The sequence below is a fragment of the Sulfuricurvum sp. PD_MW2 genome, from assembly GCF_002633015.1.
GTDB lineage: Bacteria > Campylobacterota > Campylobacteria > Campylobacterales > Sulfurimonadaceae > Sulfuricurvum.
On the sequence record NZ_NSIU01000006.1, the window covers coordinates 36,203 to 62,167 of the forward strand.

A 25,965-nucleotide genomic window follows, 5' to 3' on the forward strand; every position below is an offset into this window, starting at 1 on the left:
CACTATCCTTATTTGTTTTTTCGTGCTTTACCTGCGATAATAAAGCGTAGAGCGTTGAGTTTAATAAACCCGCCGGCATCTTTTTGGTCATAGACTGAATCTTCTTCGAATGTACAATATTCCGGGTTGAACAATGATAAATCAGAACTGCGTCCGACAACCATCACATTACCTTTGTAGAGTTTCAAACGTACTGTTCCGTGGACATTTTGTTGCGTTTTATCGATAGCGGCTTGAAGCATTTCACGCTCAGGAGCAAACCAGAATCCGTTGTAAATGAGCTTCGCATAGCGTGGCATTAACTCATCTTTAAGGTGTGCTTCTTCACGATCTAATGTCAAAGATTCGATGGCACGGTGTGCTTTGATCATAATTGTTCCACCCGGAGTTTCATAACATCCGCGGCTTTTCATACCGACAAAACGGTTTTCGACAATATCGGCACGACCGATTCCATGACGTCCTGCGATAATGTTGAGTTGCTCAAGCATTACAGCCGGAGACAATGCTTTACCGTTCAAACTGACAGGATCTCCTTTTTCATAGCCGATTTCGATGTATTCAGGCTCATCCGGTGCATTTTGCGGAGATACTGTCCATCTCCACATACTCTCTTCCGGTTCTGCCGCCGGATCTTCAAGAATACCGCCTTCATACGAGATATGAAGCAAGTTTGCATCCATGGAATATGGAGATTTTTTGCCGCTCATTTCGATTTTTATTCCGTGTTCTGCTGCATACGCAAGAAGTTTTTCTCTCGAATTCAAATCCCACTCACGCCATGGAGCGATGATCGTGAGCGAGCTGTTTTGTCCTAAATATCCCATTTCAAAACGAACTTGGTCATTTCCTTTCCCCGTTGCTCCGTGGCTTACTGCATCGGCACCTGTAATACGGGCGATTTCAGCTTGACGTTTCGCAATCAAAGGACGTGCAATCGACGTTCCTAAAAGATATTCTCCCTCATAAATTGCATTTGCGCGAAACATTGGGAAGACATAATCGCGTACAAACTCTTCACGAAGATCTTCGATATAGATGTTTTCAGGTTTGATTCCTAGGCTGAGGGCTTTTGCGCGTGCAGGTTCTACCTCTTCGCCTTGTCCGATGTCGGCTGTAAATGTGACGACTTCACATTTGTATTCATCTTGAAGCCATTTTAAAATAACACTGGTGTCCAACCCGCCTGAATAGGCAAGAACAACTTTTTTTACCTCTTTTTTCATATTATGCATCCTTATCGTTGATACCCATACTCCACATTGGTGTGGAGTGAATACCGCGATTTTATCAAAAAAAGGGTGAGAAAATTGTTAAAATTTGAGATTTAGGGAAGAGGGGGCTTCCGGTTGGGTAGATTTTAGAAAATTGAGGTTGTTTTTGATTTGTTGAAGGATCTGTGCAGTCTGAATTTTATCTTTTTCAATTAATGCTTTGACTTGCATCAAAAGATACGAAGCTTCTTCCATCTGGGCAATGTTTTCAAATTGAGGCGTTTCATCCAAAAGGATAGAAATACTCTCAATGTCTTCAAGTATCAAAGCTTTTTTAAGCTTGGCTAGCCACATTCGTACTCTCTTTCCATGCTTCTAAAAGCCCTTTAAACACCTGGTTGATTTCATCGAGTTTTGTTGAATCATTGTGAAGATTGGCTTCAACGAGAAGACGGAGTTGATACGTGTAAAGACCGGCCAAATAGTGGGATACGTCACCTTGGTTATAATCTAAAACATTAATCAGTTCACTGATAACGGCACTTGAACGATTAATCCAATAGGTGCGTCGTTCAATATCATTTTCATTCATTGAACGCTTCGCTTGCATATTAAAACGTAAAATCCCCTCGTACATCATTTGAATCAGTTTCTCCGGCGATTCTACGCCGATATTATTTTGGGCATATGTATTGTATGCGAGATTGGAAGTCATCAAAAATCCTTTAATTTTTTAAAAAATAAATTATTAATCTAAATAGTATGAACAGAGAATCAACTGGAGGGCTAGTTATCCTTTTTGGTCAAATAGCATCCCGTTAACTTCTTGCATTTTTGGTAAAAGTGCTTCAGCCTGTTCAACCGGAAAACGTCTGAGCATACGATTGCTCTTCGTATCAATTACAGAAACATAAAAATCATCCGACGAATTATCAAAACCGAATTTCAACGTAGTGTTAAACGGATTTAATGATTGATTGAGTTGCTCAATCAATTTATCCATTTGTTCTTGTGAATCGACTTTTGATGTCTTTTGCTCACTGCTGATTTGTGCTGCTTGATCTTGTTGGATCTGTGCTTTTTGTATTTGCTGCACACTTTGTGTCGTCGAAACATCACCGCTGCTTTTCGGTGTTGAACTTTGAGTTTGCTGCATTTTTGCAGTCGTTTGAAAGATTTCCATGGTAATTCTCCTTATAAATATAAGACGATTCTTACCCCTAGATCGTCTAAAAAAACAAAAACTTTAATATCTTCCGTGATAATCTTGCAATTATGAAACGCTATTTAACACTTTTACGCAATGAACCGCTTCTGCGCCGTCTCTCAATCATTCAACTTCTTGCTTATTTTGGAGCATGGTTTAGCAATGTCGCTATTTATACGTTACTGATCCAAATGGGGGCCGATGCGACTACCATTGCGCTGGTGGCAGCTCTGCATTTTTTGCCTGGAGTGTTTCAAGCACCTTTGAGCGGTGTCATTTTAGATCGTATACATCCCAAAAAATTGATGATTATTTTAACGGCTATTGAGATAGTTTGTACATTGACACTGATTCGAGTTGATAGTATCGATATGTTATGGCTCCTTTATCTATTGGTTTTCATCCGTATGGGGGCATCGAGTTTTCATTTTACGGTAGAAATGTCATTGTTACCGCGTATTTTAGAAGGGAAAGCTCTTCAAGCAGCCAATGAAATCCACTCTATAATCTGGTCATTATCGTATACTATGGGTATGACATTAAGCGGATTGGTTGTGTATTGGGTAGGTGTAACGACAGCTTTTTTATTGGATGCCGGTTTATTTATGATCGTGCTGTTTTTAATCTTCTCACTAAAAATTGAGGTTGATTTTAGTCAAAATCTTTCAAAAATAAGTGCGATGATGAAAGAGGCGTTTATTTACATTCGTCAAAATCCTATTGTGTATCATTTGATGTTTTTACATGCAATTTTGGGATTTACCGCATTTGATGCATTGGTGGCATTAGCGGCAAAGCACTATTATGCCCAGATTATTGCCGTATCTTTAGGGATAGGCCTTCTCAATGCAGCCCGCGCGGTTGGTTTGGTGATTGGGCCTATGGTATTAGGGCATTGGATTAATAATCGACGTTTGGGATGGCTTTTTTTCGGAGGGGGGAGTGCTATTGCATTGTGGGCATTTTTGATTGACAATTTTTACGGCTCACTTTTAGCTTCTGTAGCAGTAGGATTTGTTACAACGACATTATGGTCGTATACCTACACGCTATTGCAGCATCATACACACAGCGACTTTTATGGAAGAGTGATCGCATATAACGATATGATCTTTTTAAGTGTTGGTGCGGCCGTTTCTTTGCTTATCGGATATTTGGCGTCGTATGGGTTGTCTTTGAGCCTTATCGCATTGTTGATTGCGAGTGTATTTGTAATGGCATCATTGTATTATTTATGGGTGTCTAAAACATATCAACTGAAGGAACTGGAATGATAAATCACATGATTTTTGAATCAAACGGCCAAGAAATTGATTTAAAAAAAATAACACGTCTTTATCCGGCTGTTTTGATTCAAGCAGGAGGCGAAAGGGCTTCAGTTTCTTTGGAATGGGCGGAAATGAAAGCCGACCAAATAACGGTAGAAGCGTATCTTTTGGTTTGTGATGTTGATCCGGTAGGAGAAGTACCGCTCAATCGTATTGAATTGCGATATGAAACGAAAGAGGCACTTTTTCGTGCCATGGAAGAGGTAGCAGAGCGTTTTAAGGGATTGTAAGATTATTGTTTTTCTTGAGCTAGTAGTTCTCGGTATTGTTCTTCAACAATTTTAAGGCGATTACGGTCAGGCATTTTACGCGATGCTATATAACCGATGATTTCACCCGCTTCATTGAGTTTCGGGACGATATGAACGACAACCCAGTAAAATTTCCCGTCTTTGCGAAGATTTTTAACATAACCTTCCCAGATTTTACCGCTTTCAATCACTTTCCACATCCCCTCAAAACCGGCTTTTGGCATATCGGGATGACGCAATAAACTGTGTGGCTGTCCAACGGCTTCAGTGGCAGTATAGCCGGTCATTTCGGTGAACTTTCGGTTAACGTAAGTAATGATTCCTTTTGTATCGGTTTCGGAAATCAAACTTCTTCCATCAAATAACACTTCTTCGTTCACCGGGGTAGGGCGTTTCATTGAGGTAAATCCTAAGCTTAAAATTAAATATAATAATGTGATTATAACGTGATTATTGCTAAAAAAAAAGTTAAATGGCAGTTATGTTTTGTATAATTTTCGTTATGACACAACATCTGATAAAACGGTGGTACCATGCAAAACTCACAGGCATCTTTATTTATAGATCGTAATAAAAACGGGTATTCGATCGGATTGAGTATGTTTGAACCCTATGGACTCCGAGGATGGTTTTGTGAACTCGAAGCCGATTCGGCACACCCTTATGGAGCGATTGATAGGGCATTGCATCTTTTGTTTGTAACCGATATTACCTCTTTGATCATCGGAGCGACTTCACGTGCATTGTTTGAGGAGATAGCGGATAATTTATCGATGTTTGACGCTGCTTTTGATCCGCACTATTTTGACCTACAAGAACAAAATGAACTCTTTAAAAAAGTTTTTTCCATACACTCTTTATTGAGTCCGATTGAACATTTGAGCCTTGAAAATAAACCTTTGTCCGCGCAGGCACTTGCCTTGATCTCAAATCATTTTCTGCACAATGAAAATACGATGTACGCAACACCAAGAGTATTGGAAACATCCACACTAATGGATTTAGGAAATAATGCGCTTGAACAGCTTGAACTGATGACACTCGATCCACGTCAGCCGAGTATTGCAAAACTCATGCTTGATATGAGCACCCCGATGGGGAAACGGTTGGGACGATTTAGACTTTTTTTACCGATCAAAGACTCCGCTGAACTGAATCGTCGATACGCTTGGATCGAAACGCTTAACCCGCATGCGCCTTGGATGAACGATCGATTAGCTCAAATAGAAGATATGGATCTTCTATGGTGGGATATTCAGCATCGAAAAACAGAGAAAATTGAGAGTTTTCTGCACTCGTTTGCAATGTTTCGAGAAATCCAAAATTATTGTGCAAAACACAAGCTTACTCAGATAACTTTGAAAGATGGGGTAGACGAGGGGTGGGAGATTGAGCTTCGTAATCATTGCAATGAACGTGAATGGATAGCTGCACAAGCACAAGCCATCCGTCGCACAATAGATTGGATTGCGCAGATAGATGTTGCTGTAACATCAGCCCTTTGTGCTCAAAAATATAAGCTCATCCGTCCTACCGTTGTGGATACGACAAAAGAAAATTTTTTACAAATGAGCGGACTGCGTCATCTTTTGGTTGAAGTGCAGGGGATCGAGTATATCCCTAATGACATCGTCATGGGTGATCGAGATTATGTGGATCTCCCATACCCGGATACGGTGATGCTTGATTCCAAAGTGCATGATGGTGCCAATATCCGAGGTGTACTCCTTTATGGAATCAACTCCAGCGGAAAATCATCATTGATGAAAAGTATAGGAATAGCAAGTGTATTGGCACAAAGCGGGTTTTATGTCCCTGCTAAAGCGATGAAATTTTCATTGTTTGATGGATTGTATACCCGTATCCAGTCTCGAGATAATGTCGCAAAGTCTCTTTCGACATTCGGTGTGGAGATGTTGGAACTCAATGCTATTTTTAGCCGTGCAACCTCGCGTACCTTGGTTTTGGGAGATGAAATCAGCCATGGAACGGAAACGCTCTCTGCGGTCTCCATCGTTGCCAGTACTATTATGGAATTGAGTGCCAAAGGGTGTTTGTTTTTGATGACAACCCATCTGCATCAACTCTCAATGATCAGTGAACTCAGCCGTTTGCGGGAAGTGGTTCATTTGCATTTGAGTGTACGCTATGATGAGGATCGAGATCGTCTTATCTATGATCGGATCCTTAAACCGGGTCGGGGGAGCAGTGTATACGGTTTGGAATTTGCCGAATCGCTGCACATGAATTCCCGCTTTTTAGAGAATGCCAAACGGTTGCGTGAAAAGCTGGCAAAAGAGTATGATGTTTTGGAGTTGGGTAACCAAAAAGAGTACATCAAACGCTATCGTGAAGTCGTTGCATGCGAATGTGTCATATGCGGTGCATTGATCCGTAACTCACAAAAAAATTTTCATCTCAAAGAACATCACCATCTTATACCTTTATGTGAAACTCACACTCATGACGTTTCACAAGGCAAAATCAAACTGCAAGGCTTTATAATGACGCCACAAGGTTTGCGTCTTGAATATGAGACACAGTTGAAAGAGGAATAGTTTTGGACATTATCGCGTTATTTAAAAAACTTTTGGAATCACCGAGTATCACTCCGGAGGATGGCGGTATTTTTGATTTTTTGGATACCTATTTGGAAGGATTTACAATTATCCGTATCGATTGTGAAGGGGTGAAAAACTTTTTTGCATATCGTCATTTCGGAGCGGGAAAACATCTTTGTTTCGCAGGACATGTGGATGTTGTCCCGATCGGAGATGGATGGAATAGTGATCCGTTCGTAGCAACCGAAAAAGAAGGATTTATCTATGCGCGAGGGGCGCAGGATATGAAAAGTGGTGTTGCGGCATTTGTCCAAGCTCTAAAAGAAGCAAACACGTTTGAGGGGACACTGTCAATCTTGCTGACATCAGATGAGGAAGGTCCGGCGAAGTTCGGAACACTTGAAGTTTTGAAATATCTCAAAGAACACAATCTGCTTCCCGATGCGGTTGTGGTTGCCGAACCGACCTGCGAAGAGCGATTTGGAGATGCGATCAAAGTAGGACGCCGAGGTTCGATCAACGGAGTTATCGAAATCATCGGAAAACAAGGACACGCGGCATATCCCGAAAAAGCGATTAACCCGGTACATCAAATTGCCCCTGTCCTTTCTCATATTGCGGGTGCTTTTTTGGATGAGGGGGATGAGTATTTCGCCCCAAGTCAAATCGTTATCACCGATATACGTGCAGGGATCGAGACGACGAATGTCTCTCCGGGCAAGCTAAAGATGATGTTTAATGTCCGTAACTCCACTCGAACTGATCAAGAAAAAATTAGAGCATTTATCGATTCACAGCTTTGTGGAATGGACTATACTCTCAGTTTGGATCAATCGGCATACCCGTTTGTGACGGATGCTTCAACTCCTATTGTACGAGCATTGCAAAATGCCATCGTCGAGGTGTGCGGTATCAATCCTAAAAATTCGACGGCAGGCGGGACATCCGATGCTCGGTTTGTTGCAACATACGGGATCGATGTGATCGAATTTGGTGTCATCAATGATACGATTCATGCTCCGAACGAACGTACTTCGATAGAAGAGGTGAAAAATCTTTATACAGTTTTTACAAAGTTGATCAATAATTTTCGGTAAAATTCGATTTTTCGGAAAAAGGTAAAAAAATGAAAAAATTAGCACTATTATCTTTATTGATAGTGAATCTTTTGGGGAGCGATATTGCTTGGACCGATACGTATGAGCAAGCGCAAGCCAAAGCGAAAAAAGAGTCTAAGCCTTTATTGGTTCTCATCACAACTGAACAGTGCCGATGGTGCCGTAAACTTGAAGCTACAACATTGCAAGACGATGATGTGATTTCGAAATTAAATACAAAATTTGTAACCGTTCATGTGACACGTGATAAAAGCAGTTATCCTAAAAACCTAACGGCTAAAATGGTTCCAATGAGTTATTTTTTAGACGGTAACGGAAAAGTGATCTATTCGATGCCGGGATATTGGCCGGTGGATGATTACCAATCGATTCTGGATGATGCAATAGTTAAATATAAAAAATAAAAGGACTAAAGATGATTCAAAACGTACAAACTTCAAATGCTCCGGCTGCAATCGGGCCATATTCTCAAGCGATGATTGCCAATGGTATGGTATTTACATCAGGTCAAATTGCACTGACTCCTGCAGGTGAAATGATCAATGGCGATGTCAGCGCTCAATGTGTTCAAGTTGTCTCAAACCTCAAAGCGGTTTTGGAAGCAGCAGGAAGTTCATTTGATAAAGTGATCAAAACGACGATCTTTTTGGCGGATATGGATGACTTTGCAGCGGTTAATGCTATCTATGGCGAAGCATTCGGTGATCACAAACCTGCACGTTCTACCGTAGCCGTGAAAACGTTACCGAAAAATGCACTTGTTGAGATTGATGCTATCGCTTTAATTTAAGCTTAAATAAACGTTGGCTATAATTCGCCACTTTTTGTAGACTTGTAAGTAAGGAACGCTAATGTACGCAATTATCAAAAACGGCGGAAAACAGTATAAAGTTCAAGAGGGTGATATCCTTTTGTTCGATAAAATGGGTCTTGAGCCTAAATCAACCGTCGAAATCAAAGAAGTTCTTGCCGTAAATAACGGTGAACTTAAAACCGGTACCCCATTTGTTAGTGGTGCTGTTGTTACTGCTGAGGTTATCAATGAAGGTCGTGACCGTAAAGTCGTGATCTACAAAAAACGTCGTCGTAAAGACAGCAAATTGAAACGTGGTTTCAGAAGAGATCACACACGCGTTCGCATCGTTAAGATCGCTGCGTAATTATTTTAAAGTAGGAGGACAGCATGGCTCATAAGAAAGGTCAGGGTAGTACACAGAATAACCGCGACTCAGCGGGACGTAGACTCGGTGTCAAAAAATACGGTGGTGAATTCGTAAGAGCGGGTAATATCGTTATTCGTCAACGCGGAACAAAAGTTCATCCTGGTAAAAATATCGGTATGGGTAAAGACCATACATTGTATGCGTTGGTTGACGGTGTCGTTGCGTTCGAACGTAAAGACAAAACTCGCAAACAAGTTTCAATCATTCCTGCCGCTTAATTTTTCCCAAAACTCTCATCGGGCTTTCGCCCGATTTTTGATACAATTTCCAAAATTATCTTTTTAATCGTGTACTTTAGAAGCAAAGTATAGAGTTAAGTAAATAATAGTCGTCTCACGATGAGATAGAGATTTAAATTTGCGTGAAGGACATCCATGTTTAATGATAGTGTAGAGATTACCGTTTCCTCAGGAAAAGGGGGAGCAGGGTGTGTTGCTTTTAGACGGGAGAAATATGTCCTTCAAGGGGGGCCAAACGGCGGTGACGGCGGTAAAGGGGGGAATGTCTATTTTAAAGTAGACAACAATACTCATACGCTCGCTCATTTTCAGGGGAATAAAAATCTCAAAGCGCAAAGCGGTCGCCAAGGTATGGGATCGAACATGGCCGGAAAATCGGGTGAACATATTGTCGTTGTTGTCCCTCCAGGGACACAAGTTGTTGATGTGGAGACGGGTGAAGTTGTACTTGATTTGCTCGAAGACGGAAAGGAAGTACTTTTTCTCCAAGGAGGAAAAGGTGGACTTGGGAATGTCCATTTTAAATCTTCTACCAACCAAAAACCGATGTATGCACAACCGGGTGAGCCTGGGATTACAAAAGTGGTACGTCTTGATCTAAAGCTGATTGCTGATGTTGGTTTAGTTGGATTCCCGAATGTGGGTAAATCGACGTTGATCTCTACCGTCTCTAACGCACGTCCTGAAGTCGCCAATTATGAGTTTACGACATTGACCCCAAAACTTGGGCAAATCAATATCGGTGATTACGACTCCTTTATTATGGCAGATATTCCTGGGATTATCGGCGGAGCATCCGAGGGAAAAGGGCTTGGTTTGAAGTTCTTGCGCCATATTGAACGTACGAAAACACTTTTGTTTATGATCGACTTGGCATCGTATCTAGAGATGCAGTATCAGTACGAAACTCTGAAAAAAGAGTTAGAAGCATTTTCACCGCTTTTGGCAGAACGTAATTTTGCGATTGCTTTGACACGTGCCGATGCAATGAGTTCGGAAGAAGCGATTGAGAAAACTAACGAGTTTTTGAAGCTTCTAAACCTTTCACCTGTCTCAAAAAGCCGATTTGCTTTTAGTGAAGAGTATCCGGTGTATGAGCAAGAAGATTTTGACAAAGCATTTTATGATGCTTCAAAACCGGCATTCGTTGCACCTATCTCTTCAGCTATCCATTTGAACATTAAACCGCTGACGTATGCACTTTATCAAATGGTCGTAACGGAGCGTTCATGAAACGGATCGTTGTCAAAGTCGGGAGCGCTGTATTAAGCGAACAAAACCGTATTGCAAAAGATCGAATGCAAAATTTGGTTGATTTTATTGCGGAACTTAAAAAAACGTATGAAGTCATTTTAGTCTCTTCGGGTGCCGTTGCAGCGGGATATACCGAGTTGAAGCTCGATAAAAAAATTCTTGCTAATAAACAAGCACTGGCATCAATCGGTCAGCCGATTTTAATGAACAAATACCGTAAAATGTTTGAACATTACAATATCCTCCCCTCACAAGTATTGGTAACGGCTGCCAATTTTAACACGGATGAAGAGTCCCAAAAAGCAAAGGACACCATCGAAACGCTCCTCAAACATAATGTTATTCCGATTATTAACGAAAATGACGCAACGGCAACGGAAGAGCTGATTTTGGGGGATAATGATCAGCTCTCTGCATATGCGGCATATCATTTTGATGCGGATTTGTTGGTTATTCTCTCCGATATTGATGCTTATTACGATAAAGATCCTCGAACGTACAGTGATGCCAAAGTTCGCTCACAAATCGAGTCTATTACCCCTGAAGAGCTATCTTTGCAAGTGTCTCCGAATCATAATTTTGCAACGGGGGGAATTGTGACGAAGCTCAAAGCAGCAAATTTCCTTCTTCAGCGTGGCGGTGCTATGTTTTTAGCAAGCGGTTTTGATTTGAGCGATATCAAAAGCTTTTTGATACACGGTGAACATCGTGGAGGCAGTTTGTTTAAAGCTGCTGAGGAATTGTAATATGACTCGCGTTATTTTTATGGGGACACCCGATTATGCGGCATCGATTTTAGAAGCGCTGATCGTGGCAGATGATATTGAAGTCGTCAGTGTTTATACCCAACCCGATAAACCGGTAGGGCGAAAAGCTATTTTGACTCCCCCCATAGTAAAAGTAGTGGCAGAGAAAGCAAATATTCCGGTTGTCCAACCTAGCAAGCTTCGAGATGAGGCTATTGTAGCTGAAGTATTAGCGACTCCGTGTGATATGATCATTGTTGCGGCATACGGACAGATTTTGCCGAAAGCAATTTTGGAGTATGTCCCCTGCGTAAATCTTCATGCTTCAATCTTGCCGCATTATCGTGGAGCTAGTCCGATCCAGCAAAGTTTACTCAATAATGATACGCAAAGCGGAGTTACCGCAATGTGGATGGATGAAGGATTGGATACGGGGTCGATTATCAAAGTAGAGTCGCTCGCTATCGCTGATGATGAGATGGTAGAATCACTGTATGAAAGATTGACCCATACAGCGGTTGATCTGACATTGGATGTGATCCGAAATTGGGATCGAGTAAGTGCTGAAAAACAAAACGATTCGGAAGCATCGCAGTGCAAAAAAATCCTCAAATCGGATGGTTTGATCGATTTTTCAAACGCACGCGAAATTTACAACCGTTATCGTGCGTATACACCATGGCCGGGACTCTATCTTGAATCGGGATTAAAAATCAAATTGATGAAGCTCGAAGAAGAGAATAGCGCAGCAGAAGCAGGCAAAATTATTGCGATGGATAAAGAGAGCATTGTGGTTCAATGTACTCTAGGGTCATTGCGTATTTTTAGAGTGCAAGCTCCTTCGAAACAAGAGACATCGGTAATCGATTATCTCAACGGAAAACGGATCGGGTGTGGACATCCACTGGTTTGAATCGCTTGATTCGACACAGCGGTATCTTCTCGATACATTGAAAGAAGGTACGCTGTTCGCGCCTGTGTGTGTGGGAACTGACATGCAAACCAAAGGACGAGGTTCCCGCGGCAATCAGTGGATCGGTGAAAAGGGGAATTTATTTATCTCTGTAGCGATCGATCGATCGATGCTTCCAAAAGATTTGAGGCTTGAATCTTCTTCTATTTATTTCGCCTTTTTGATGAAAGAGCTAATCTCTTCGCTAGACTCCAAGGTATGGCTGAAATGGCCCAATGATTTTTATCTGGAAGAAAAAAAGATAGGCGGTGTAATCACCAATTTGACGGGTAATATATTGGTTTGCGGAATAGGGATCAATTTGAATTCTGCCCCCGATAATTTTGGAAAAATTGATGTAGCGGCATCCCCATACGAATTAACAAAAGCGTATGGAGATCTGTTTGAAAAATTACCGACGTGGAAGCAAATTTTTAGTAAATACAAGATAGAATTTGAAAATAGTAGAGATTTTTTTACCCACAACAATAATGAAAAAGTTGCATTAAAAAATGCCGTTTTACTTGAAGACGGATCGTTAGAGTGCGACGGCCAAAGGATATTTAGTTTACGATGAGTGAAGTTATTGTTATCGCCAATCAAAAAGGTGGAGTGGGTAAAACAACCACCGCCGTCAATTTAGCCGCTTCATTGGCAGTTGCCGAGAAGAAAGTATTGCTGATCGACGCAGATCCACAAGCTAATGCAACGACATCATTGGGGTATCACCGCAACAATTATGAATTCAATATTTATCATGTATTGATCGGTGCGAAAAAATTACGAGAGATTATTCTAAAAACGTCATTGCCGAAACTTTTTTTAGCCCCTTCAAATATCGGTCTTGTTGGTGTTGAAAAAGAGTATTATGATGCTGAAAATGCAAGCGGTCGCGAATTGATTTTGAAGCGGGCGATTGCACAGGTCAAAGAAGATTATGATTATGTTATCATTGATTCTCCGCCGGCGCTTGGACCAATGACGATTAATGCCCTTTCGGCATCGAATTCTGTTATCATCCCAATACAATGTGAGTTTTTTGCACTAGAAGGATTGGCTCAGCTTCTTAACACCGTTAAATTGGTTCGTAAAACGATCAATCCAAAATTAACGATCAAAGGTTTCTTACCGACGATGTACAGCGCGCAAAACAACCTTTCCCGTCAGGTTTTTGCCGACTTGCGTCAACATTTTCAAGGGAAACTATTTAAATCACACAGTGCTGAAGATGATTATATCGTCATTCCGCGTAACGTTAAACTGGCAGAGTCTCCGAGTTTCGGAAAACCGGCTATTTTGTATGATGTAAAATCGAGTGGCTCTATGGCGTACCAAGATTTGGCACACGCAATTATCGCCTAAAGGAACAATATGGCGAAAGCATCCGCATTGGGAAGAGGACTTGGTGCCCTTTTAAGTGAAATCGAAGAGGCATACGATAATGAATTGCCGAAAAAGGGTGGAGTAGAAGAGATAGCGGTAGCTAAAATTCGTCCGAATCCATATCAACCACGAAAACATTTTGATGCTGAAAGTTTGGCAGAACTCGCCGAGTCGATTAAAACACATGGATTGCTTCAACCCATCGTAGTTAAAGAAGATCTTGATGGATATATCCTCATTGCCGGTGAACGTCGTTTGCGTGCGAGCAAATTGGCTAAAAATAAAACAATCAAAGCAATCGTTGTATCTGTGAGCGATGAGCAAATGCGGCAACAAGCGTTGATAGAGAATATTCAACGCGATGAGCTTAATGTGATTGATTTGGCTCAAGCGTATCAAGAGCTCATTGATATTCATGAATTGACGCATGAACAACTTTCCCAAACGGTACATAAAAGTCGTGCACAGATTACCAACACGCTTCGCCTTCTACAATTGAGTGAAAAAGGGCGTAAAGCACTTATTGATGGAAAAATCAGTGCCGGTCACGCTAAAGTTATCTTGGGTCTTGATCCTAAAGAGCAATCTATGATGATCGATTCGGTAATCGGTCAAAAGTTAAGTGTCCGTGACGTTGAAAGCATGGTAAAAAAAATCAAGCTCCCTTCAACATCGCTTACTTCAGCTGTTGAAGACGAAGGCCTCAATTTTGATACGCTTAAAAAGCGGTTGAATACATTTGGTTATAAATGTGGCACAAAAGGTTACAAATTGACCATTGAATTTGAAGATAATGCTCAAATTGAATCATTTTTAGACCTACTTTCTTAATATATCCCCACGTTTAACTGTCCCTTCAATTTATAAGTTGTATAATCACGCAACTTTTAGGAGGTGGTATGTTAGATATAAGTCCGATGCTGCTTGGCAGCACACTGATTGTCTTCCTTGTCCTTATTGCCTTGCTAAACAGTTTACTTTACAAACCTCTTTTCAGTTATATGGAAAAGCGGGATGCAGATATTAAAAAAGATTTGGAACATGTTGGTAACAACGATTCTGAAATCGCTGCATTTCAAGCCAAAGCTGATAAGATTATGAGTGATGCTAAACTCGAAGCAGCTGCATTAAGAGAAAAAGTTATTGCTGAGGCCAAAGCGCTGGCAAATAGCAAAATAGAGACAAAACGTGCTGAACTAGCACAAGAGTATGCAACGTTCGAAAGCGAATTATCGCAAGAGAGAACACGTCTGATTGCAGCACTTCACAATGAAGTTCCTGCTTTCCAAACTGCTGTATCAGCAAAACTAAGTAAGATATGAGGAGCCGCAATGGGTAAAATTATTGTTACAGTATTACTGCTCAGCGCATATCTGTTTGGTTCAGATGCACATGCAGAGGGTTCGACGGATATTATTCAACGAACGGTTAACTTCCTGATTTTTGCCGGGATTTTGTTTTACATCTTAGCTGAGCCTTTGAAAAATTATTTCGGTGGGCGCAGTGCTGGGATTGCTAATGAGCTTGAAAAAGTTCAAGAGCGTCTTCGTGAGTCAAAACGTCTCAAAGAAGCAGCTGAACAAAAAGTGGAAGATGCTGAGCGTTTTGCAGCTGAACTTGCTGAGTCAAGCAAAAAAGAGAACAAGATTTTGTCAGACAAAATTTTGGCTCAATGCGAGCAAGAACTTGAAGTTATTGGAAAACAAAACAATGCTTTGATGGAGCTTGAAAAACGAAAAATGGTTCGTGAAGTTGTATCTGAAGTAATGAACGATGTGATGAACAGTAGTGACAATGCTTTAGGTAAAGAAGCTATGACCGAAATCTTGAAAAAGAAGGTGGCATAAATGCGAAACGAACTTATTGCAAAGCGTTACATCAAACCTTTAATGGAAAGCTGTGATCAAGCATCATTGGAAAATCTTTCCACACTTTTTAGTGCGGTAGCAAAAGCATATGAGAATGAAAAATTCAATCTTATTATGAATTCAAATGATGTTAGCAGCAGTGCAAAATGCCAATTAATCTTGGATATGGTTGCTTCTGCAAACAGCACCGTTGTTAATAATCTAATCAAACTATTGGCTGAAAACGGACGTCTTTCATTGATTCCTGCAATGTCAGAACAATTAAATCGTGAAATCGGCCGTGCGAAACGTACGTTCACAGGTCGTATATATAGTAACAACACAGTTGATCAAGCTTCGGTTGATACTATTGCACGCGATTTGGGGACAAAAATGGGAGCAACTATTTCATTGAGTTATGTTGCTTCGGATTTTGACGGTATCCGTGTTGAAGTAGATGATTTGAATGTTGAGATTAACTTTTCAAAAAGCCGCCTAAACGCTCAACTCGTTGAGCATATTTTAAAAGCAATTTAACCCTCGGGAAAGGAGAAATAGTGGTAGCAAAAGTACAAGCAGACGAAATCAGTTCAATCATTAAAGAGCGAATTGAAAATTTCGAACTTAATGTAGATATTAATGAAACCGGAAAAATTGTCTCATACGGAGACGGAATCGCTCAAGTTTATGGCTTGAACAACGTAATGGCCGGTGAGATGGTTGAATTTGAAGACGGTACTCGCGGTCTTACAATGAACCTTGAAGAAAGTAGTGTTGGGGTTGTTGTACTTGGTAAAGGTAAAGAACTTCGTGAGGGAATGAGCGTAAAACGTCTTGGGCGTCTTCTACGTGTTCCTGTGGGTGATGCACTTCTTGGTCGTGTTGTAAATGCTCTTGGTGAGCCAATCGACGGAAAAGGGCCAATCGAAACAAATGAAGTTCGTTTCGTTGAAGAAAAAGCACCTGGTATTATGGCTCGTAAATCGGTACATGAACCAATGGCAACCGGTATTAAAGCGATTGATGCTCTTGTTCCGATCGGACGTGGTCAACGTGAGCTTATCATCGGTGACCGTCAAACTGGTAAAACTACCGTTGCTCTTGACACTATTATCAACCAAAAAGGTAACGGTGTAGTTTGTATTTATGTTGCTGTTGGTCAAAAAGAATCAACGGTTGCACAAGTAATCCGCCGTCTTGAAGAACACGGTGCATTAGAATACACAATCATCGTTTCTGCAACAGCTTCTGAAGCGGCAGCTCTTCAATTCCTTGCTCCATATACTGGTGTAACGATGGGTGAATATTTCCGTGACAATGCACGTCATGGTTTGATTATTTATGATGATCTTTCTAAGCATGCAGTAGCTTACCGTGAAATGTCATTGATTCTTCGCCGCCCTCCAGGTCGTGAAGCGTATCCAGGGGACGTTTTCTATCTACACTCTCGTTTGTTAGAGCGTGCAGCGAAATTGAACGATGAAATGGGTGCAGGTTCATTGACTGCTCTTCCAATCATCGAAACTCAAGCGGGTGACGTTGCGGCATATATTCCGACAAACGTTATTTCGATCACTGACGGTCAAATTTTCTTGGAAACTGACTTGTTCAACTCAGGTATCCGTCCTGCGATCAATGTAGGTCTTTCTGTATCACGTGTTGGTGGTGCTGCGCAAATCAAAGCTACTAAACAAGTTGCTGGAACATTGCGTCTTGACTTGGCACAATACCGTGAACTTCAAGCGTTTGCTCAGTTTGCTTCTGATTTGGACGAAGTAAGCCGTAAACAACTTGAGCGTGGACAACGTATGGTTGAAGTATTGAAACAGCCTCCATTCTCTCCACTCGGTGCTGATAAACAAGCATTGGTAATTTTTGCTGGTAACGAAGGGTATCTTGACGATATTTCTGCAAATTCAGTTGTTAAATTTGAAGCAGATCTTTATCCGTTTATTGAAGCGTCATATCCGCAAATTCTTGAGAATATCAGAAGCACTTCCCAAATCAATGATGAGACTAAGGGAATGATGAAAAAAGCACTCGAAGAGTTTAAATCTACTTTCGTTGCTGAATAAGGATCTTTATGGCTAACTTGAAAGAGATTCAAAGACAGATTAAGAGTGTTTCGAACACGCAGAAAACTACGCGTGCTATGAAGCTTGTTTCAACGGCGAAACTTCGCCGTGCGGAAGAGCTTGCGAAACGTTCACGTCTGTTCGCACAAAAAACGAATCAAGTGATAGCTGAAATCGCAGGACGTATCCAATGCAATAAAGTTGGCGGTATTGATAATCGCTGCTTTCTTGAAAACAGTGCGCCTCAAGTGGTTGATATTATTTTTGTAACTGCAGACAAAGGGCTATGCGGTGGTTTCAATATGCAAACCATCAAAGCGGTTCGTCGTTTGATCAAAGATTATGAAAATAAAAACGTCAAAATTCGCCTTCGCGGTATCGGGAAAAAAGGGATTGAATTTTTCAACTATAATCAAGTCGAAATGATTGATGAAGTGAAAAATTTGAGTTCAGCACCTGATATGCAGCGTTCAAGTGAGTTTATGACACGTTCGATCAACGATTTCAAAGAAGGTATTGTTGATGCGGTTTATATCGTTTACAACGGTTATAAAAACGTTATTACTCAAGAATTGCATGTTACACGCGTATTGCCTGTAAATGTAGAGGGTTACGATTGTGAAGAGGTAAAAAATTCTACTCTTGAACTTGAAGCTCAAGATGAAGAAAAAATGCTTGATTCATTGGTAACAAAATACGCTGAATACAATATGTACTATGCGTTGATCGATTCAGTTGCAGCAGAGCATAGTGCACGTATGCAAGCGATGGATGCGGCGACGAACAATGCAAAAGAGATGGTTAACTCGCTTAAAGTCAAGTTTAACAAAGCGCGACAAGAAGCGATCACCACTGAGCTTATCGAGATTATCAGCGGCGTAGAGTCGATGAAATAATTATGGAGGAAAGAATGATTGGTAAAATTGCACAAGTAATTGGTCCGGTTGTTGACGTTGATTTTGAAGGGTACTTACCTACGATCAACGAAGCGATCGAAGTAAACGTAAGTGTAGAAGGGAATACGACTCGTCTTGTTCTTGAAGTAGCATCTCACCTTGGAAACGGTCGTGTTCGTACGATCGCTATGGATATGTCTGAAGGGCTTGTCCGCGGTATGGAAGCAAAAGCTTCTGGCGCTCCGATTAAAGTTCCGGTTGGAGAAAAAGTTCTTGGTCGTATCTTTAACGTAATCGGTGAAACAATCGATGGTGGAGATCAAGTTACGGATTCTGAAACATGGTCTATTCACCGTGATCCTCCGGCACTTGTTGATCAAAGCACAAAAACTGAAATGTTCGAAACGGGTATCAAAGTTGTTGACCTTCTTGCACCATACGGAAAAGGCGGTAAAGTCGGTCTATTCGGTGGTGCCGGTGTTGGTAAAACCGTTATCATTATGGAATTGATCAACAACGTTGCTCAAGGACATAGCGGTCTTTCTGTTTTCGCGGGAGTCGGTGAACGTACTCGTGAAGGTAACGACCTTTACCATGAGATGAAAGAATCTAACGTTCTTGACAAAGTTGCTCTGTGCTACGGTCAAATGTCAGAACCACCGGGAGCACGTAACCGTATCGCTCTTACTGGTCTTACAATGGCAGAGTATTTCCGTGATGAAAAAGGGCTTGATGTATTGATGTTCATCGATAACATCTTCCGTTTCGCACAATCTGGTTCAGAGATGTCAGCACTTCTTGGCCGTATCCCTTCAGCTGTTGGTTATCAACCGACATTGGCTCGTGAGATGGGTGCGCTTCAAGACCGTATTACATCAACTAAAAAAGGTTCAATTACCTCAGTTCAAGCGGTTTATGTACCTGCGGATGACTTGACTGACCCGGCTCCTGCGTCAGTTTTTGCTCACTTGGATGCTACTACCGTTCTTAACCGTAAAATTGCGGAAAAAGGTATTTATCCTGCGGTTGATCCACTCGATTCGACTTCACGTCTTCTTGACCCACAAGTTATCGGTGAAGAGCATTACAATGTTGCTCGTGGTGTTCAAAAAACACTTCAAAAATACAAAGACTTGCAAGACATCATTGCGATTCTTGGTATGGATGAGCTTTCAGAAGACGATAAATCTACTGTTGAACGTGCACGTAAAATCGAGAAATTCCTTTCTCAACCGTTCCACGTTGCAGAAGTATTCACTGGTGCTCCAGGTAAATACGTTAAACTTGAAGACACTATCAAAGGGTTCAAAGGAATTCTTGAAGGTGAGTTCGACCATATGCCAGAAGGTGCATTCTATATGGTCGGTGATATGAACGAGGCGATTGAGAAAGCTGAAAAAATGAAAAGCAAGTAATTGCTTCTCGCCTTAAAGGAAACACTATGGAAACACTCCAATTAGAAGTGCTAACGCCGAGCGGTCCGATTTATAACGGGCCTGCTAAAAGTGTCACCCTTCCGGGTGAAGAGGGAGAATTCGGAGTTCTTCCTCAGCACGTCTCTTTGACAACATTGCTCCAAGCTGGAGTTGTTGATGTGCATAAAGAGGACGGCAAAACCGAGTCGATCGTTGTAAACTGGGGAGTCGTTCAAATCGCACGAAACAAAGTTGTTGTTTTAGTTGACGGAGCAGTTGCAATTCGCGGTGCAAGCGAAGGAGATATTGCCAAAGCACTTGACGAAGCGAAAGCTTTGATTAACAGTGTCGGTGATTCTAACGCTATGATCGCATCCGTTTCTGCACGTATCGAAACTATGGCACACCATTAAGTCATAGCCGATGTTTCACACATTTGCCGAGTTTTATGACAAAAGCCATCCAGTGACACTTTTTGTGTTACTGGTTCTCTCTCTCTATTTTTTAGCCGTTAACTGGGTTTTTTTCTACCGCTTGTTTTCTCTGAATCAATGGATTGCTGCTGAAAATCAATCCTTAGAATCTGTATTGCTCGGGGCATATAAAATTCCTGATTTTGCGTATTTAAGTCATTTCACAAAATCGTCGCCAAAACTTTCTACTTCACTTTTTGATATGGCCACATATTCGGCAACGAAAGAGGCAACAAAAGGGTTGGTGATCTTGTCTGTTATCGCATCTACAACTCCATTTATCGGTCTTTTTGGTACGGTTGTCTCTATTTTGAGTACATTTGATCATATTGGACAAGCGAGCGGAACGATGAATGTGATTGCATCAGGAGTATCCGATGCTCTCGTTGCTACAGCATCGGGTATTTTTGTTGCCATTTTTGCATATACGTATCATCAAATATTAAAGCGAAAAGCATTTGAATTGACAGGTTTGATCCGTATGCAAGGTGATGCTTTGTTGTCGAAAGATCTATAACTCATGTTCGATTGGGATGAAAAACCAGAACTAAACATTACACCCCTTGTGGATGTAATGCTCGTGTTATTAGCGATTTTAATGGTGATATCACCAAACATCGTATATGAAGAATTGATCCGTTTGCCAAAAGGCTCAGCGCAGAAAGAGCTCACAAAAAAAGAGCAGATTCAAATTACGATTTCAAATGAGAAAAAGATCAAGGTTGGCAATAACCTTTTTGCGTATGAAACATTTGCAGATAATTTTATTCAATCTGCTTCAACGTATCCGGCAGATTCTACCGTCCAAATTAGTGCTGATGGACGATTAAACTATAGCGATGTGATGTCGGTTTTAGCGGTTGTTAAAAAAGCCGGCTTTCAAAATGTCTCACTTGTTACAGCGCAATAGTGGATTTATCTTTAAAGTTTTTGTTCAAGGGCTTTGCAGATGAATTTTAATCAAGAGCGGAATTTTTTTTTAAGCGGACTTATCTCTCTCTCATTTTTTGTCGGTATCCTTTTTGTAGCCGGCTTTAGCCTCGTTCTTGCTCCCAAAACGGAACAATTTGCTATGATACAAAGTGATGTCATCAATGTCTCATTGGCCCTTTCTGAGGTTCCGGCTGTTGAGCAGAGCACTCCAAGCGAGCCGGAAGTACAAACACAATCTCAAAAGAGTGACGAGACAGAATCACCTTCAAAGCAGGAACCTGAGCCGGTTCCAGAAATATCGGATTTGTTTGCACAGGTAAAACCGGATAAAGCTCAAAAAAAAGAACGGGAAGACCCAAAGCGTCTCGAGCAGCTTAATGCGTTAGAAAAAGAGCTTTCAAATCGCAAAGATACTCCCCGAATTTCTGATAAAGTGAATAAAGTCGATTTGGCAAAATCATCGGTCAAGATGGTTCCGCAAGGAGGATCCACCGGACCTCAGGTTGATAAATATTATGCTACGATTCAAGCGATGGTTCACTCGAATTTTCACCCACCTGCAGGAACGGCAGGAGAGATCGCGAAAGTACGTATGAGTTTTAATGCCTCTGGAAAATTGGTCTCTTATCGCGTATTGAGTTACTCTAAAAGTGGAACTTTTAACGCAGAAGTGGATTGGTTAAAAGATCGATTGAGTTCTATACGGTTCCCGGAACATCCAGATGGCAAAGAGGCTGTGTTGGATTTTATTTTAACGGCAAAGGAGTAGTTTTTTGAAATTTTTTCTCTCTATTATGATGTTTTTCCAACTATCATGGAGTGCAGATGCAACATTGGAAGTGGTAAAAGGGGTCGAGGGGTTAGTCCCTTTGGCCATTGAGGATGGCTCTTATCAGCCGAATGAGTCATCTCGAAAATTTATGAAGATGTTAGCTGCGGATATGAATGTTATTTCTATGTTCACCGTAAACGAGTCATATTCTACAGGTTCTTTTGATTCACTGTCTCCGTCTGCTATCCATCAAGATGCGCAATATCTTCTGCGATATCGACTTGCTGATGATGGTATGGGAGGAGTTAAAGCAGATATAAAACTGCTTCAAAACGGCAGAGAGATCTTCTTTAAAAATTATATATTAAAACAAAGCGACATGGCGGTTTTTCTTGCTCATACAATTGCTTATGACATTAATAATAAACTTGGTGGCGCTCCGATTGATTGGATTAAACGCAAAGTTCTGCTTATCCGTTTAACGAGCCCGAAACATTCAGAAATTGTAGCGGCTGATTATACGTTGTCGTATCAAAAAGTGATTGTGACCGGGGGGATGTACGGATTTGCAAAATGGGCAAATAAAGAGCAAAGTGATCTGTATTATACGTCATTGGCAGATTTCAAGCCGACAATTTATAAAATGAATTTGTACAGCGGTAAAAAAGAAAAAGTAATCAGTTCAGATGGTATGGCAGTATGTTCGGATGTGAGTGAAGATGGTAACCGTCTTTTGCTGACTTTGGCACCTAACGGTCAACCTGATATTTTTTTATACGATATTCATTCCGGCAGTAAAACACAAATTACTAATTACTCGGGAATTGATGTAAATGGACAATTTATGGGAGACGGTTCAATTGCGTTTGTTTCGAATCGATTAGGATATCCGAATATATTTTCAATACGTCCGGGAAGTAATGCCGTATCGCAGCTGGTTTATCAAGGGAAAAATAATTCCTCTTTGAGCTCATATAAAAATTTGCTTGTATATAAAGCGAGAGAAAACAGTGCTACGTATGAAGGGAATGCTTTCAATCTTCATTTGCTTTCAATCAATTCGGGCAATGTAAAACGGCTTACTGCAAGCGGAGAGAATGATTTTCCAAAATTTTCTCTGGACGGTGAAGCGATTTTGTACATAAAACAAGAAGGAGCCCGCAGTTCGGTGGGTGTAATCCGTTTCGGATTGAACAAAAGTTTTATATTTCCACTGAAAATCGGACGAATTCAATCAATCGATTGGTAGAATTAATGATTTTTGGATATTATTCCATATATTTATTATCCTGAGGAGATATCATGATGAAAAAAGTTGCTTTTCTAAGCGCAACTGTAGCAATGTTGGTTTTGAGCGGATGTAGTTCAAAAGAGCCTGCGATCGATGCAACTGCAAACGGTGCATCTGCTGGAACAAACGTAAATGCGGCTGGTGCAAATGGTTCTGTAATTTCACCAATTACAAACGCAAACCCAACTGACGCAAATGCGGCTGCAAACGGTGCTAATGCAACTGGTTCAGATGGCAAATTAGTGAGCATTTTGTTTGATTACGATAAATTCGATATCCGTGCTGACATGCAAGAAGCAATGACTAAAAACACTATGCTACTAAAAGGCAAAACAATCAAGCTTGAAGGTAACTGTGACGAATTCGGAAGCGATGAGTACAACTATGCACTTGGTCTTAAACGTGCAAACGCTGTAAAAGCAGCTTTGATCAACGGTGGTGTAAGTGCTGATGCTATTTCTATGACAAGCCTTGGCGAAAGCAATCCTGTTTGTTTGGAAAAAACACAAGAGTGCTGGGCTAAAAATCGTCGCGTAGATTTCAAACTTCCGTAAATGCGTTCGCTAGTACTGATCTCTTTCCTTCTTAGTACTGCACTCACCGCTTCTGAACCTTCCGTGTTCGGAGCGGGAGACCTCAATAACCCTAACCCTTATGGCCTTACCCACGAAGAGAAATTGATTCTCGAAAATAAAAAAGAGATTCAAACTGTCATTCAAAAAAATAGTGTACAAAATGCCAAAGTAGAGACTGTTTCTGAACGTTTAGACGGAATGCAGGGGATTATTGAAGGTTTAGGGCAACGTGCAAACGAGCAGGCTTTAACACTGCAAAAATTGCAAGAAAAGATGGATTCGGAGAATAACACTTCCAATAGTGGAGACCTTCAAAAACAGCTTTCTGCAAACACTGAAAACATCGCGCAGTTCAAAGTTTTACTCGAAGAACTTTCACGTGTAGTAGATGATATCAATGGAAATTACGTTACAAAAGAGCAGTTTTCAGCATTGATTAAACAGCTCAAAGTGACTCCGCCGGAATCTTCTGCATCTCCGGCAACCATGTCAAACAGTGCTTTGGAAAAAGAAGCAAATCGACTTTTTGGACAAAAACAGTACAGTGATGCTCAAAAATATTTTGAACAGATGGTTCAAAAAAAGCATAAGGTATCCGAAGCATTGTTTATGATTGGTGAGACCTACTTTGAGCGAAAAAATTATAAAGAAGCGGTAGCTAATTATAAAGAATCTGCTGCTCGCAATGAAAAAGCACTCTATATGCCGACCCTTTTATTGCATGCGGGAATGTCAATGGAAAAAACCGGAGACAGCGCAACGGCGAAAGCTTTTTATCAGGCTACCGTCTCAAAATATTCAGGAACCGGTGCAGCAAAAGAGGCACAGGAACGGTTATCTAAGTTAAAATAACCCTCCCTTCTCTAAATTATGCCTTTCAGCATCATTAGAGGTAAATGTGCTAAAATCGCACAAACTAAAATTAAGGCATTAAAAATGGCAATTGAAAACAATCAAATCGTATCGATTGAGTACGAAGTACGTGATGGCGGAAATGTCGTAGATAGCAACGTTGGCGGACATCCGCTGACATTTATGTTTGGGAAAGGGCAAATTATCCCTGGTCTTGAAAACGGTATCGCACATATGAGTATCGGTGAAAAAGGGGATATCCTTGTAAAAGCTGCCGATGCATACGGTGATTACAATGAAGAAGCTCAACAAGAACTTCCACGCGAACAATTCGCAGGAATCGATTTGAATGTCGGCATGACACTTTACGGTCAAGGTGAAGATGGCGGAACCGTTCAAGTTATCGTAAAAGAGATCAAAGATGATGTTGTTATCATCGATTTCAATCACCCGCTTGCAGGAAAAGATTTGATGTTTACCGTTACAATCAGTAATGTTCGTGATGCATCTGCTGAAGAGGCTATGACTGGTGTTCCGGCTGAAAACCGCGTTGAAGAAGGCGGATGTTGTGGAAGTGGCGGTAATCACGGCTGTGGATGTCACTAATTTCCTAACCGCATCTCCCTCATCGGTAGAAGCGTTTAAAACGGCAAATTTACTCAAAGGTTTAGGGGTAAATGCTATCATCCTAGGAGAACGGGGTACGGGTAAACTTACCCTCGCCCGTTATATCCTCCCTCATGCACCTATCATCGATGCCAGTCATTTTGATGAACTTTTGGACGCGATTGAGTCCAATAATGATGTGATTATCCACAAGCTCGATAACGTTGCCAATTTGAAGCGTCTTATTGAAACGATACAAAAACACCGAACACGTGTCATTGCTACAGGCGGAGGACGCTATTCTCAAGATCAGTTGGATGAGATTTTTACAATTCGTCTGGCTCTTCCCCCCTTATCTGAACGACAAGAAGATGTGAAAATATTAGTCGATGCATTTATCAAAGAGGCAAGAGAGACATTAGGGAAATCTGAATCATTTGATTTGGCAGGGTTCCTCCCCGACTTAAGTGAAAACGCTATTTCATTACGTCGACAGGTTTATTTGCATTATCTGTTTGACAGTATCAATGAAAACGATTTGATGGGGATAATGGAACACTATTTGGAAGAAAAACTCGGCAGTAACAACGATTACCGGGCATTTTTACATTTATATGAAGTGCCGTTAATCAGAGCTGGGATTAAGCGTTTTAAGTCACAATTACAGCTGGCAGAACGTTTAGGGCTAAACCGTAATACATTACGGAAAAAAATTGCGGATCACTCCGAGTATAAATTAGAAACCAAGGAATAA

At 41.0% G+C, this 25,965-nt stretch carries 34 protein-coding genes; 29 read left to right on the forward strand and 5 right to left on the reverse strand.

The window, feature by feature from the left end:
* Nucleotides 1-8: 8 nt before the first annotated feature.
* The 4 genes from CJD30_RS04435 to CJD30_RS04450 all read right to left on the reverse strand — a co-directional run bounded on the left by CJD30_RS04435 (nucleotide 9) and on the right by CJD30_RS04450 (nucleotide 2,397).
* On the reverse strand, nucleotides 9-1,226 hold the full coding sequence (locus CJD30_RS04435) for an argininosuccinate synthase (protein WP_294916701.1): 1,218 nt from the start codon (nucleotides 1,224-1,226) through the stop codon (nucleotides 9-11).
* 87 nt (nucleotides 1,227-1,313) lie between these two features.
* Nucleotides 1,314-1,568 (reverse strand): hypothetical protein, encoded by a 255-nt coding sequence (locus tag CJD30_RS04440; RefSeq protein ID WP_294916703.1) that lies wholly within the window; start codon nucleotides 1,566-1,568, stop codon nucleotides 1,314-1,316.
* A complete protein-coding gene (gene fliS / locus CJD30_RS04445; protein ID WP_294916704.1) occupies nucleotides 1,549-1,929 on the reverse strand; it encodes a flagellar export chaperone FliS in 381 nt (126 codons plus the stop codon). Before fliS ends, CJD30_RS04440 begins: the two co-directional genes overlap by 20 nt.
* A gap of 75 nt (nucleotides 1,930-2,004) precedes the next feature.
* Nucleotides 2,005-2,397 carry a flagellar protein FlaG gene (locus tag CJD30_RS04450; RefSeq protein ID WP_294916706.1) on the reverse strand — a complete coding sequence of 131 codons (393 nt, stop codon included), beginning with the start codon at nucleotides 2,395-2,397 and terminating at the stop codon, nucleotides 2,005-2,007.
* A gap of 92 nt (nucleotides 2,398-2,489) precedes the next feature.
* Between CJD30_RS04450 and CJD30_RS04455 the strand changes: the two genes are divergently transcribed.
* Together CJD30_RS04455 and CJD30_RS04460 are read left to right on the forward strand one after the other, a co-directional pair.
* Nucleotides 2,490-3,695, forward strand: coding sequence for an MFS transporter (locus CJD30_RS04455; protein WP_294916708.1), 1,206 nt, complete (start codon nucleotides 2,490-2,492; stop codon nucleotides 3,693-3,695).
* Nucleotides 3,692-3,979 carry a hypothetical protein gene (locus tag CJD30_RS04460; protein ID WP_294916710.1) on the forward strand — a complete coding sequence of 96 codons (288 nt, stop codon included), beginning with the start codon at nucleotides 3,692-3,694 and terminating at the stop codon, nucleotides 3,977-3,979. Before CJD30_RS04455 ends, CJD30_RS04460 begins: the two co-directional genes overlap by 4 nt.
* A 2-nt stretch (nucleotides 3,980-3,981) precedes the next feature.
* Here CJD30_RS04460 and CJD30_RS04465 read toward each other — a convergent pair whose 3' ends face one another.
* Nucleotides 3,982-4,398, reverse strand: coding sequence for a PAS domain-containing protein (locus tag CJD30_RS04465; protein ID WP_294916712.1), 417 nt, complete (start codon nucleotides 4,396-4,398; stop codon nucleotides 3,982-3,984).
* A gap of 135 nt (nucleotides 4,399-4,533) precedes the next feature.
* On the opposite strand from CJD30_RS04465, the gene CJD30_RS04470 reads away from it, so the two are divergent.
* The 27 genes from CJD30_RS04470 (at nucleotide 4,534) to CJD30_RS04600 (ending at nucleotide 25,965) form a co-directional block, all read left to right on the forward strand.
* Nucleotides 4,534-6,558: a hypothetical protein gene (locus CJD30_RS04470; RefSeq protein WP_294916713.1), complete on the forward strand. Its 2,025-nt coding sequence runs from the start codon at nucleotides 4,534-4,536 to the stop codon at nucleotides 6,556-6,558.
* Between the two features lie 2 nt (nucleotides 6,559-6,560).
* Nucleotides 6,561-7,658 carry a succinyl-diaminopimelate desuccinylase gene (gene dapE, locus CJD30_RS04475; RefSeq protein WP_294916715.1) on the forward strand — a complete coding sequence of 366 codons (1,098 nt, stop codon included), beginning with the start codon at nucleotides 6,561-6,563 and terminating at the stop codon, nucleotides 7,656-7,658.
* Nucleotides 7,659-7,687: 29 nt separating this feature from the next.
* On the forward strand, nucleotides 7,688-8,083 hold the full coding sequence (locus tag CJD30_RS04480; RefSeq protein ID WP_294916718.1) for a DUF255 domain-containing protein: 396 nt from the start codon (nucleotides 7,688-7,690) through the stop codon (nucleotides 8,081-8,083).
* Nucleotides 8,084-8,097: 14 nt separating this feature from the next.
* Nucleotides 8,098-8,469, forward strand: a complete 372-nt coding sequence (locus tag CJD30_RS04485; RefSeq protein ID WP_294916840.1) for a RidA family protein — start codon at nucleotides 8,098-8,100, stop codon at nucleotides 8,467-8,469.
* Between the two features lie 61 nt (nucleotides 8,470-8,530).
* Complete coding sequence (gene rplU, locus CJD30_RS04490; RefSeq protein WP_294916720.1) at nucleotides 8,531-8,839, forward strand: 50S ribosomal protein L21; 309 nt, start codon at nucleotides 8,531-8,533, stop codon at nucleotides 8,837-8,839.
* 23 nt (nucleotides 8,840-8,862) lie between these two features.
* Nucleotides 8,863-9,120 (forward strand): 50S ribosomal protein L27, encoded by a 258-nt coding sequence (gene rpmA / locus CJD30_RS04495; RefSeq protein WP_294916722.1) that lies wholly within the window; start codon nucleotides 8,863-8,865, stop codon nucleotides 9,118-9,120.
* Between the two features lie 156 nt (nucleotides 9,121-9,276).
* Nucleotides 9,277-10,374 (forward strand): GTPase ObgE, encoded by a 1,098-nt coding sequence (obgE, locus tag CJD30_RS04500; protein WP_294916724.1) that lies wholly within the window; start codon nucleotides 9,277-9,279, stop codon nucleotides 10,372-10,374.
* A complete protein-coding gene (gene proB / locus CJD30_RS04505; RefSeq protein WP_294916726.1) occupies nucleotides 10,371-11,141 on the forward strand; it encodes a glutamate 5-kinase in 771 nt (256 codons plus the stop codon). Before obgE ends, proB begins: the two co-directional genes overlap by 4 nt.
* A gap of 1 nt (nucleotide 11,142) precedes the next feature.
* Nucleotides 11,143-12,054, forward strand: a complete 912-nt coding sequence (fmt, locus tag CJD30_RS04510; RefSeq protein WP_294916728.1) for a methionyl-tRNA formyltransferase — start codon at nucleotides 11,143-11,145, stop codon at nucleotides 12,052-12,054.
* Nucleotides 12,035-12,670: a biotin--[acetyl-CoA-carboxylase] ligase gene (locus CJD30_RS04515; protein ID WP_294916730.1), complete on the forward strand. Its 636-nt coding sequence runs from the start codon at nucleotides 12,035-12,037 to the stop codon at nucleotides 12,668-12,670. Before fmt ends, CJD30_RS04515 begins: the two co-directional genes overlap by 20 nt.
* Nucleotides 12,667-13,455, forward strand: coding sequence for an AAA family ATPase (locus CJD30_RS04520; RefSeq protein WP_294916732.1), 789 nt, complete (start codon nucleotides 12,667-12,669; stop codon nucleotides 13,453-13,455). Before CJD30_RS04515 ends, CJD30_RS04520 begins: the two co-directional genes overlap by 4 nt.
* 9 nt (nucleotides 13,456-13,464) lie before the next feature.
* Complete coding sequence (locus tag CJD30_RS04525) at nucleotides 13,465-14,307, forward strand: ParB/RepB/Spo0J family partition protein (RefSeq protein ID WP_294916734.1); 843 nt, start codon at nucleotides 13,465-13,467, stop codon at nucleotides 14,305-14,307.
* A gap of 68 nt (nucleotides 14,308-14,375) precedes the next feature.
* The gene (locus CJD30_RS04530) at nucleotides 14,376-14,798 is read left to right on the forward strand and encodes a F0F1 ATP synthase subunit B' (protein ID WP_294916736.1); all 423 of its coding nucleotides are present in this window, start codon (nucleotides 14,376-14,378) and stop codon (nucleotides 14,796-14,798) included.
* A 9-nt stretch (nucleotides 14,799-14,807) separates the two neighbouring features.
* Complete coding sequence (locus CJD30_RS04535) at nucleotides 14,808-15,323, forward strand: F0F1 ATP synthase subunit B (RefSeq protein ID WP_294916738.1); 516 nt, start codon at nucleotides 14,808-14,810, stop codon at nucleotides 15,321-15,323.
* Nucleotides 15,324-15,860, forward strand: coding sequence for a F0F1 ATP synthase subunit delta (locus CJD30_RS04540; RefSeq protein WP_294916740.1), 537 nt, complete (start codon nucleotides 15,324-15,326; stop codon nucleotides 15,858-15,860). It begins immediately after the preceding gene.
* A gap of 20 nt (nucleotides 15,861-15,880) precedes the next feature.
* Nucleotides 15,881-17,398, forward strand: a complete 1,518-nt coding sequence (atpA, locus tag CJD30_RS04545; protein ID WP_294916742.1) for a F0F1 ATP synthase subunit alpha — start codon at nucleotides 15,881-15,883, stop codon at nucleotides 17,396-17,398.
* An 8-nt stretch (nucleotides 17,399-17,406) separates the two neighbouring features.
* Nucleotides 17,407-18,294 carry an ATP synthase F1 subunit gamma gene (atpG, locus tag CJD30_RS04550; protein ID WP_294916745.1) on the forward strand — a complete coding sequence of 296 codons (888 nt, stop codon included), beginning with the start codon at nucleotides 17,407-17,409 and terminating at the stop codon, nucleotides 18,292-18,294.
* Nucleotides 18,295-18,308: 14 nt separating this feature from the next.
* Complete coding sequence (gene atpD, locus CJD30_RS04555; protein ID WP_294916748.1) at nucleotides 18,309-19,709, forward strand: F0F1 ATP synthase subunit beta; 1,401 nt, start codon at nucleotides 18,309-18,311, stop codon at nucleotides 19,707-19,709.
* Between the two features lie 26 nt (nucleotides 19,710-19,735).
* Complete coding sequence (gene atpC, locus CJD30_RS04560; protein ID WP_294916752.1) at nucleotides 19,736-20,122, forward strand: ATP synthase F1 subunit epsilon; 387 nt, start codon at nucleotides 19,736-19,738, stop codon at nucleotides 20,120-20,122.
* Nucleotides 20,123-20,132: 10 nt separating this feature from the next.
* A complete protein-coding gene (locus tag CJD30_RS04565; RefSeq protein ID WP_294916755.1) occupies nucleotides 20,133-20,699 on the forward strand; it encodes a MotA/TolQ/ExbB proton channel family protein in 567 nt (188 codons plus the stop codon).
* Between the two features lie 3 nt (nucleotides 20,700-20,702).
* A complete protein-coding gene (locus CJD30_RS04570) occupies nucleotides 20,703-21,092 on the forward strand; it encodes a biopolymer transporter ExbD (protein WP_294916757.1) in 390 nt (129 codons plus the stop codon).
* Between the two features lie 39 nt (nucleotides 21,093-21,131).
* Complete coding sequence (locus CJD30_RS04575) at nucleotides 21,132-21,884, forward strand: TonB C-terminal domain-containing protein (RefSeq protein ID WP_294916760.1); 753 nt, start codon at nucleotides 21,132-21,134, stop codon at nucleotides 21,882-21,884.
* Nucleotides 21,885-21,888: 4 nt separating this feature from the next.
* Nucleotides 21,889-23,136 carry a Tol-Pal system protein TolB gene (gene tolB, locus CJD30_RS04580; RefSeq protein ID WP_294916762.1) on the forward strand — a complete coding sequence of 416 codons (1,248 nt, stop codon included), beginning with the start codon at nucleotides 21,889-21,891 and terminating at the stop codon, nucleotides 23,134-23,136.
* A 56-nt stretch (nucleotides 23,137-23,192) separates the two neighbouring features.
* Nucleotides 23,193-23,732 (forward strand): OmpA family protein, encoded by a 540-nt coding sequence (locus CJD30_RS04585; RefSeq protein WP_366722933.1) that lies wholly within the window; start codon nucleotides 23,193-23,195, stop codon nucleotides 23,730-23,732.
* Nucleotides 23,733-24,605, forward strand: coding sequence for a tetratricopeptide repeat protein (locus tag CJD30_RS04590; protein ID WP_294916766.1), 873 nt, complete (start codon nucleotides 23,733-23,735; stop codon nucleotides 24,603-24,605).
* 84 nt (nucleotides 24,606-24,689) lie between these two features.
* Nucleotides 24,690-25,211: a peptidylprolyl isomerase gene (locus tag CJD30_RS04595; protein ID WP_294916767.1), complete on the forward strand. Its 522-nt coding sequence runs from the start codon at nucleotides 24,690-24,692 to the stop codon at nucleotides 25,209-25,211.
* Entirely contained in the window at nucleotides 25,174-25,965 is a 792-nt protein-coding gene (locus tag CJD30_RS04600; protein WP_294916770.1) for a helix-turn-helix domain-containing protein, read from the forward strand. Before CJD30_RS04595 ends, CJD30_RS04600 begins: the two co-directional genes overlap by 38 nt.

Excerpts from the sequence above, each read along its gene's own strand:
- CJD30_RS04435 (WP_294916701.1), bottom strand. The coding sequence starts at position 1,226 with ATGAAAAAAGAGGTAAAAAAAGTTGTTCTTGCCTATTCAGGCGGGTTG.
- CJD30_RS04440 (WP_294916703.1), bottom strand. The coding sequence starts at position 1,568 with ATGTGGCTAGCCAAGCTTAAAAAAGCTTTGATACTTGAAGACATTGAG.
- fliS (WP_294916704.1), bottom strand. The coding sequence starts at position 1,929 with ATGACTTCCAATCTCGCATACAATACATATGCCCAAAATAATATCGGC.
- CJD30_RS04450 (WP_294916706.1), bottom strand. The coding sequence starts at position 2,397 with ATGGAAATCTTTCAAACGACTGCAAAAATGCAGCAAACTCAAAGTTCA.
- CJD30_RS04455 (WP_294916708.1), top strand. The coding sequence starts at position 2,490 with ATGAAACGCTATTTAACACTTTTACGCAATGAACCGCTTCTGCGCCGT.
- CJD30_RS04460 (WP_294916710.1), top strand. The coding sequence starts at position 3,692 with ATGATAAATCACATGATTTTTGAATCAAACGGCCAAGAAATTGATTTA.
- CJD30_RS04465 (WP_294916712.1), bottom strand. The coding sequence starts at position 4,398 with ATGAAACGCCCTACCCCGGTGAACGAAGAAGTGTTATTTGATGGAAGA.
- CJD30_RS04470 (WP_294916713.1), top strand. The coding sequence starts at position 4,534 with ATGCAAAACTCACAGGCATCTTTATTTATAGATCGTAATAAAAACGGG.
- CJD30_RS04480 (WP_294916718.1), top strand. The coding sequence starts at position 7,688 with ATGAAAAAATTAGCACTATTATCTTTATTGATAGTGAATCTTTTGGGG.
- rplU (WP_294916720.1), top strand. The coding sequence starts at position 8,531 with ATGTACGCAATTATCAAAAACGGCGGAAAACAGTATAAAGTTCAAGAG.
- rpmA (WP_294916722.1), top strand. The coding sequence starts at position 8,863 with ATGGCTCATAAGAAAGGTCAGGGTAGTACACAGAATAACCGCGACTCA.
- obgE (WP_294916724.1), top strand. The coding sequence starts at position 9,277 with ATGTTTAATGATAGTGTAGAGATTACCGTTTCCTCAGGAAAAGGGGGA.
- proB (WP_294916726.1), top strand. The coding sequence starts at position 10,371 with ATGAAACGGATCGTTGTCAAAGTCGGGAGCGCTGTATTAAGCGAACAA.
- fmt (WP_294916728.1), top strand. The coding sequence starts at position 11,143 with ATGACTCGCGTTATTTTTATGGGGACACCCGATTATGCGGCATCGATT.
- CJD30_RS04520 (WP_294916732.1), top strand. The coding sequence starts at position 12,667 with ATGAGTGAAGTTATTGTTATCGCCAATCAAAAAGGTGGAGTGGGTAAA.
- CJD30_RS04525 (WP_294916734.1), top strand. The coding sequence starts at position 13,465 with ATGGCGAAAGCATCCGCATTGGGAAGAGGACTTGGTGCCCTTTTAAGT.
- CJD30_RS04530 (WP_294916736.1), top strand. The coding sequence starts at position 14,376 with ATGTTAGATATAAGTCCGATGCTGCTTGGCAGCACACTGATTGTCTTC.
- CJD30_RS04535 (WP_294916738.1), top strand. The coding sequence starts at position 14,808 with ATGGGTAAAATTATTGTTACAGTATTACTGCTCAGCGCATATCTGTTT.
- CJD30_RS04540 (WP_294916740.1), top strand. The coding sequence starts at position 15,324 with ATGCGAAACGAACTTATTGCAAAGCGTTACATCAAACCTTTAATGGAA.
- atpG (WP_294916745.1), top strand. The coding sequence starts at position 17,407 with ATGGCTAACTTGAAAGAGATTCAAAGACAGATTAAGAGTGTTTCGAAC.
- atpD (WP_294916748.1), top strand. The coding sequence starts at position 18,309 with ATGATTGGTAAAATTGCACAAGTAATTGGTCCGGTTGTTGACGTTGAT.
- atpC (WP_294916752.1), top strand. The coding sequence starts at position 19,736 with ATGGAAACACTCCAATTAGAAGTGCTAACGCCGAGCGGTCCGATTTAT.
- CJD30_RS04565 (WP_294916755.1), top strand. The coding sequence starts at position 20,133 with ATGTTTCACACATTTGCCGAGTTTTATGACAAAAGCCATCCAGTGACA.
- CJD30_RS04570 (WP_294916757.1), top strand. The coding sequence starts at position 20,703 with ATGTTCGATTGGGATGAAAAACCAGAACTAAACATTACACCCCTTGTG.
- CJD30_RS04575 (WP_294916760.1), top strand. The coding sequence starts at position 21,132 with ATGAATTTTAATCAAGAGCGGAATTTTTTTTTAAGCGGACTTATCTCT.
- CJD30_RS04585 (WP_366722933.1), top strand. The coding sequence starts at position 23,193 with ATGAAAAAAGTTGCTTTTCTAAGCGCAACTGTAGCAATGTTGGTTTTG.
- CJD30_RS04590 (WP_294916766.1), top strand. The coding sequence starts at position 23,733 with ATGCGTTCGCTAGTACTGATCTCTTTCCTTCTTAGTACTGCACTCACC.
- CJD30_RS04595 (WP_294916767.1), top strand. The coding sequence starts at position 24,690 with ATGGCAATTGAAAACAATCAAATCGTATCGATTGAGTACGAAGTACGT.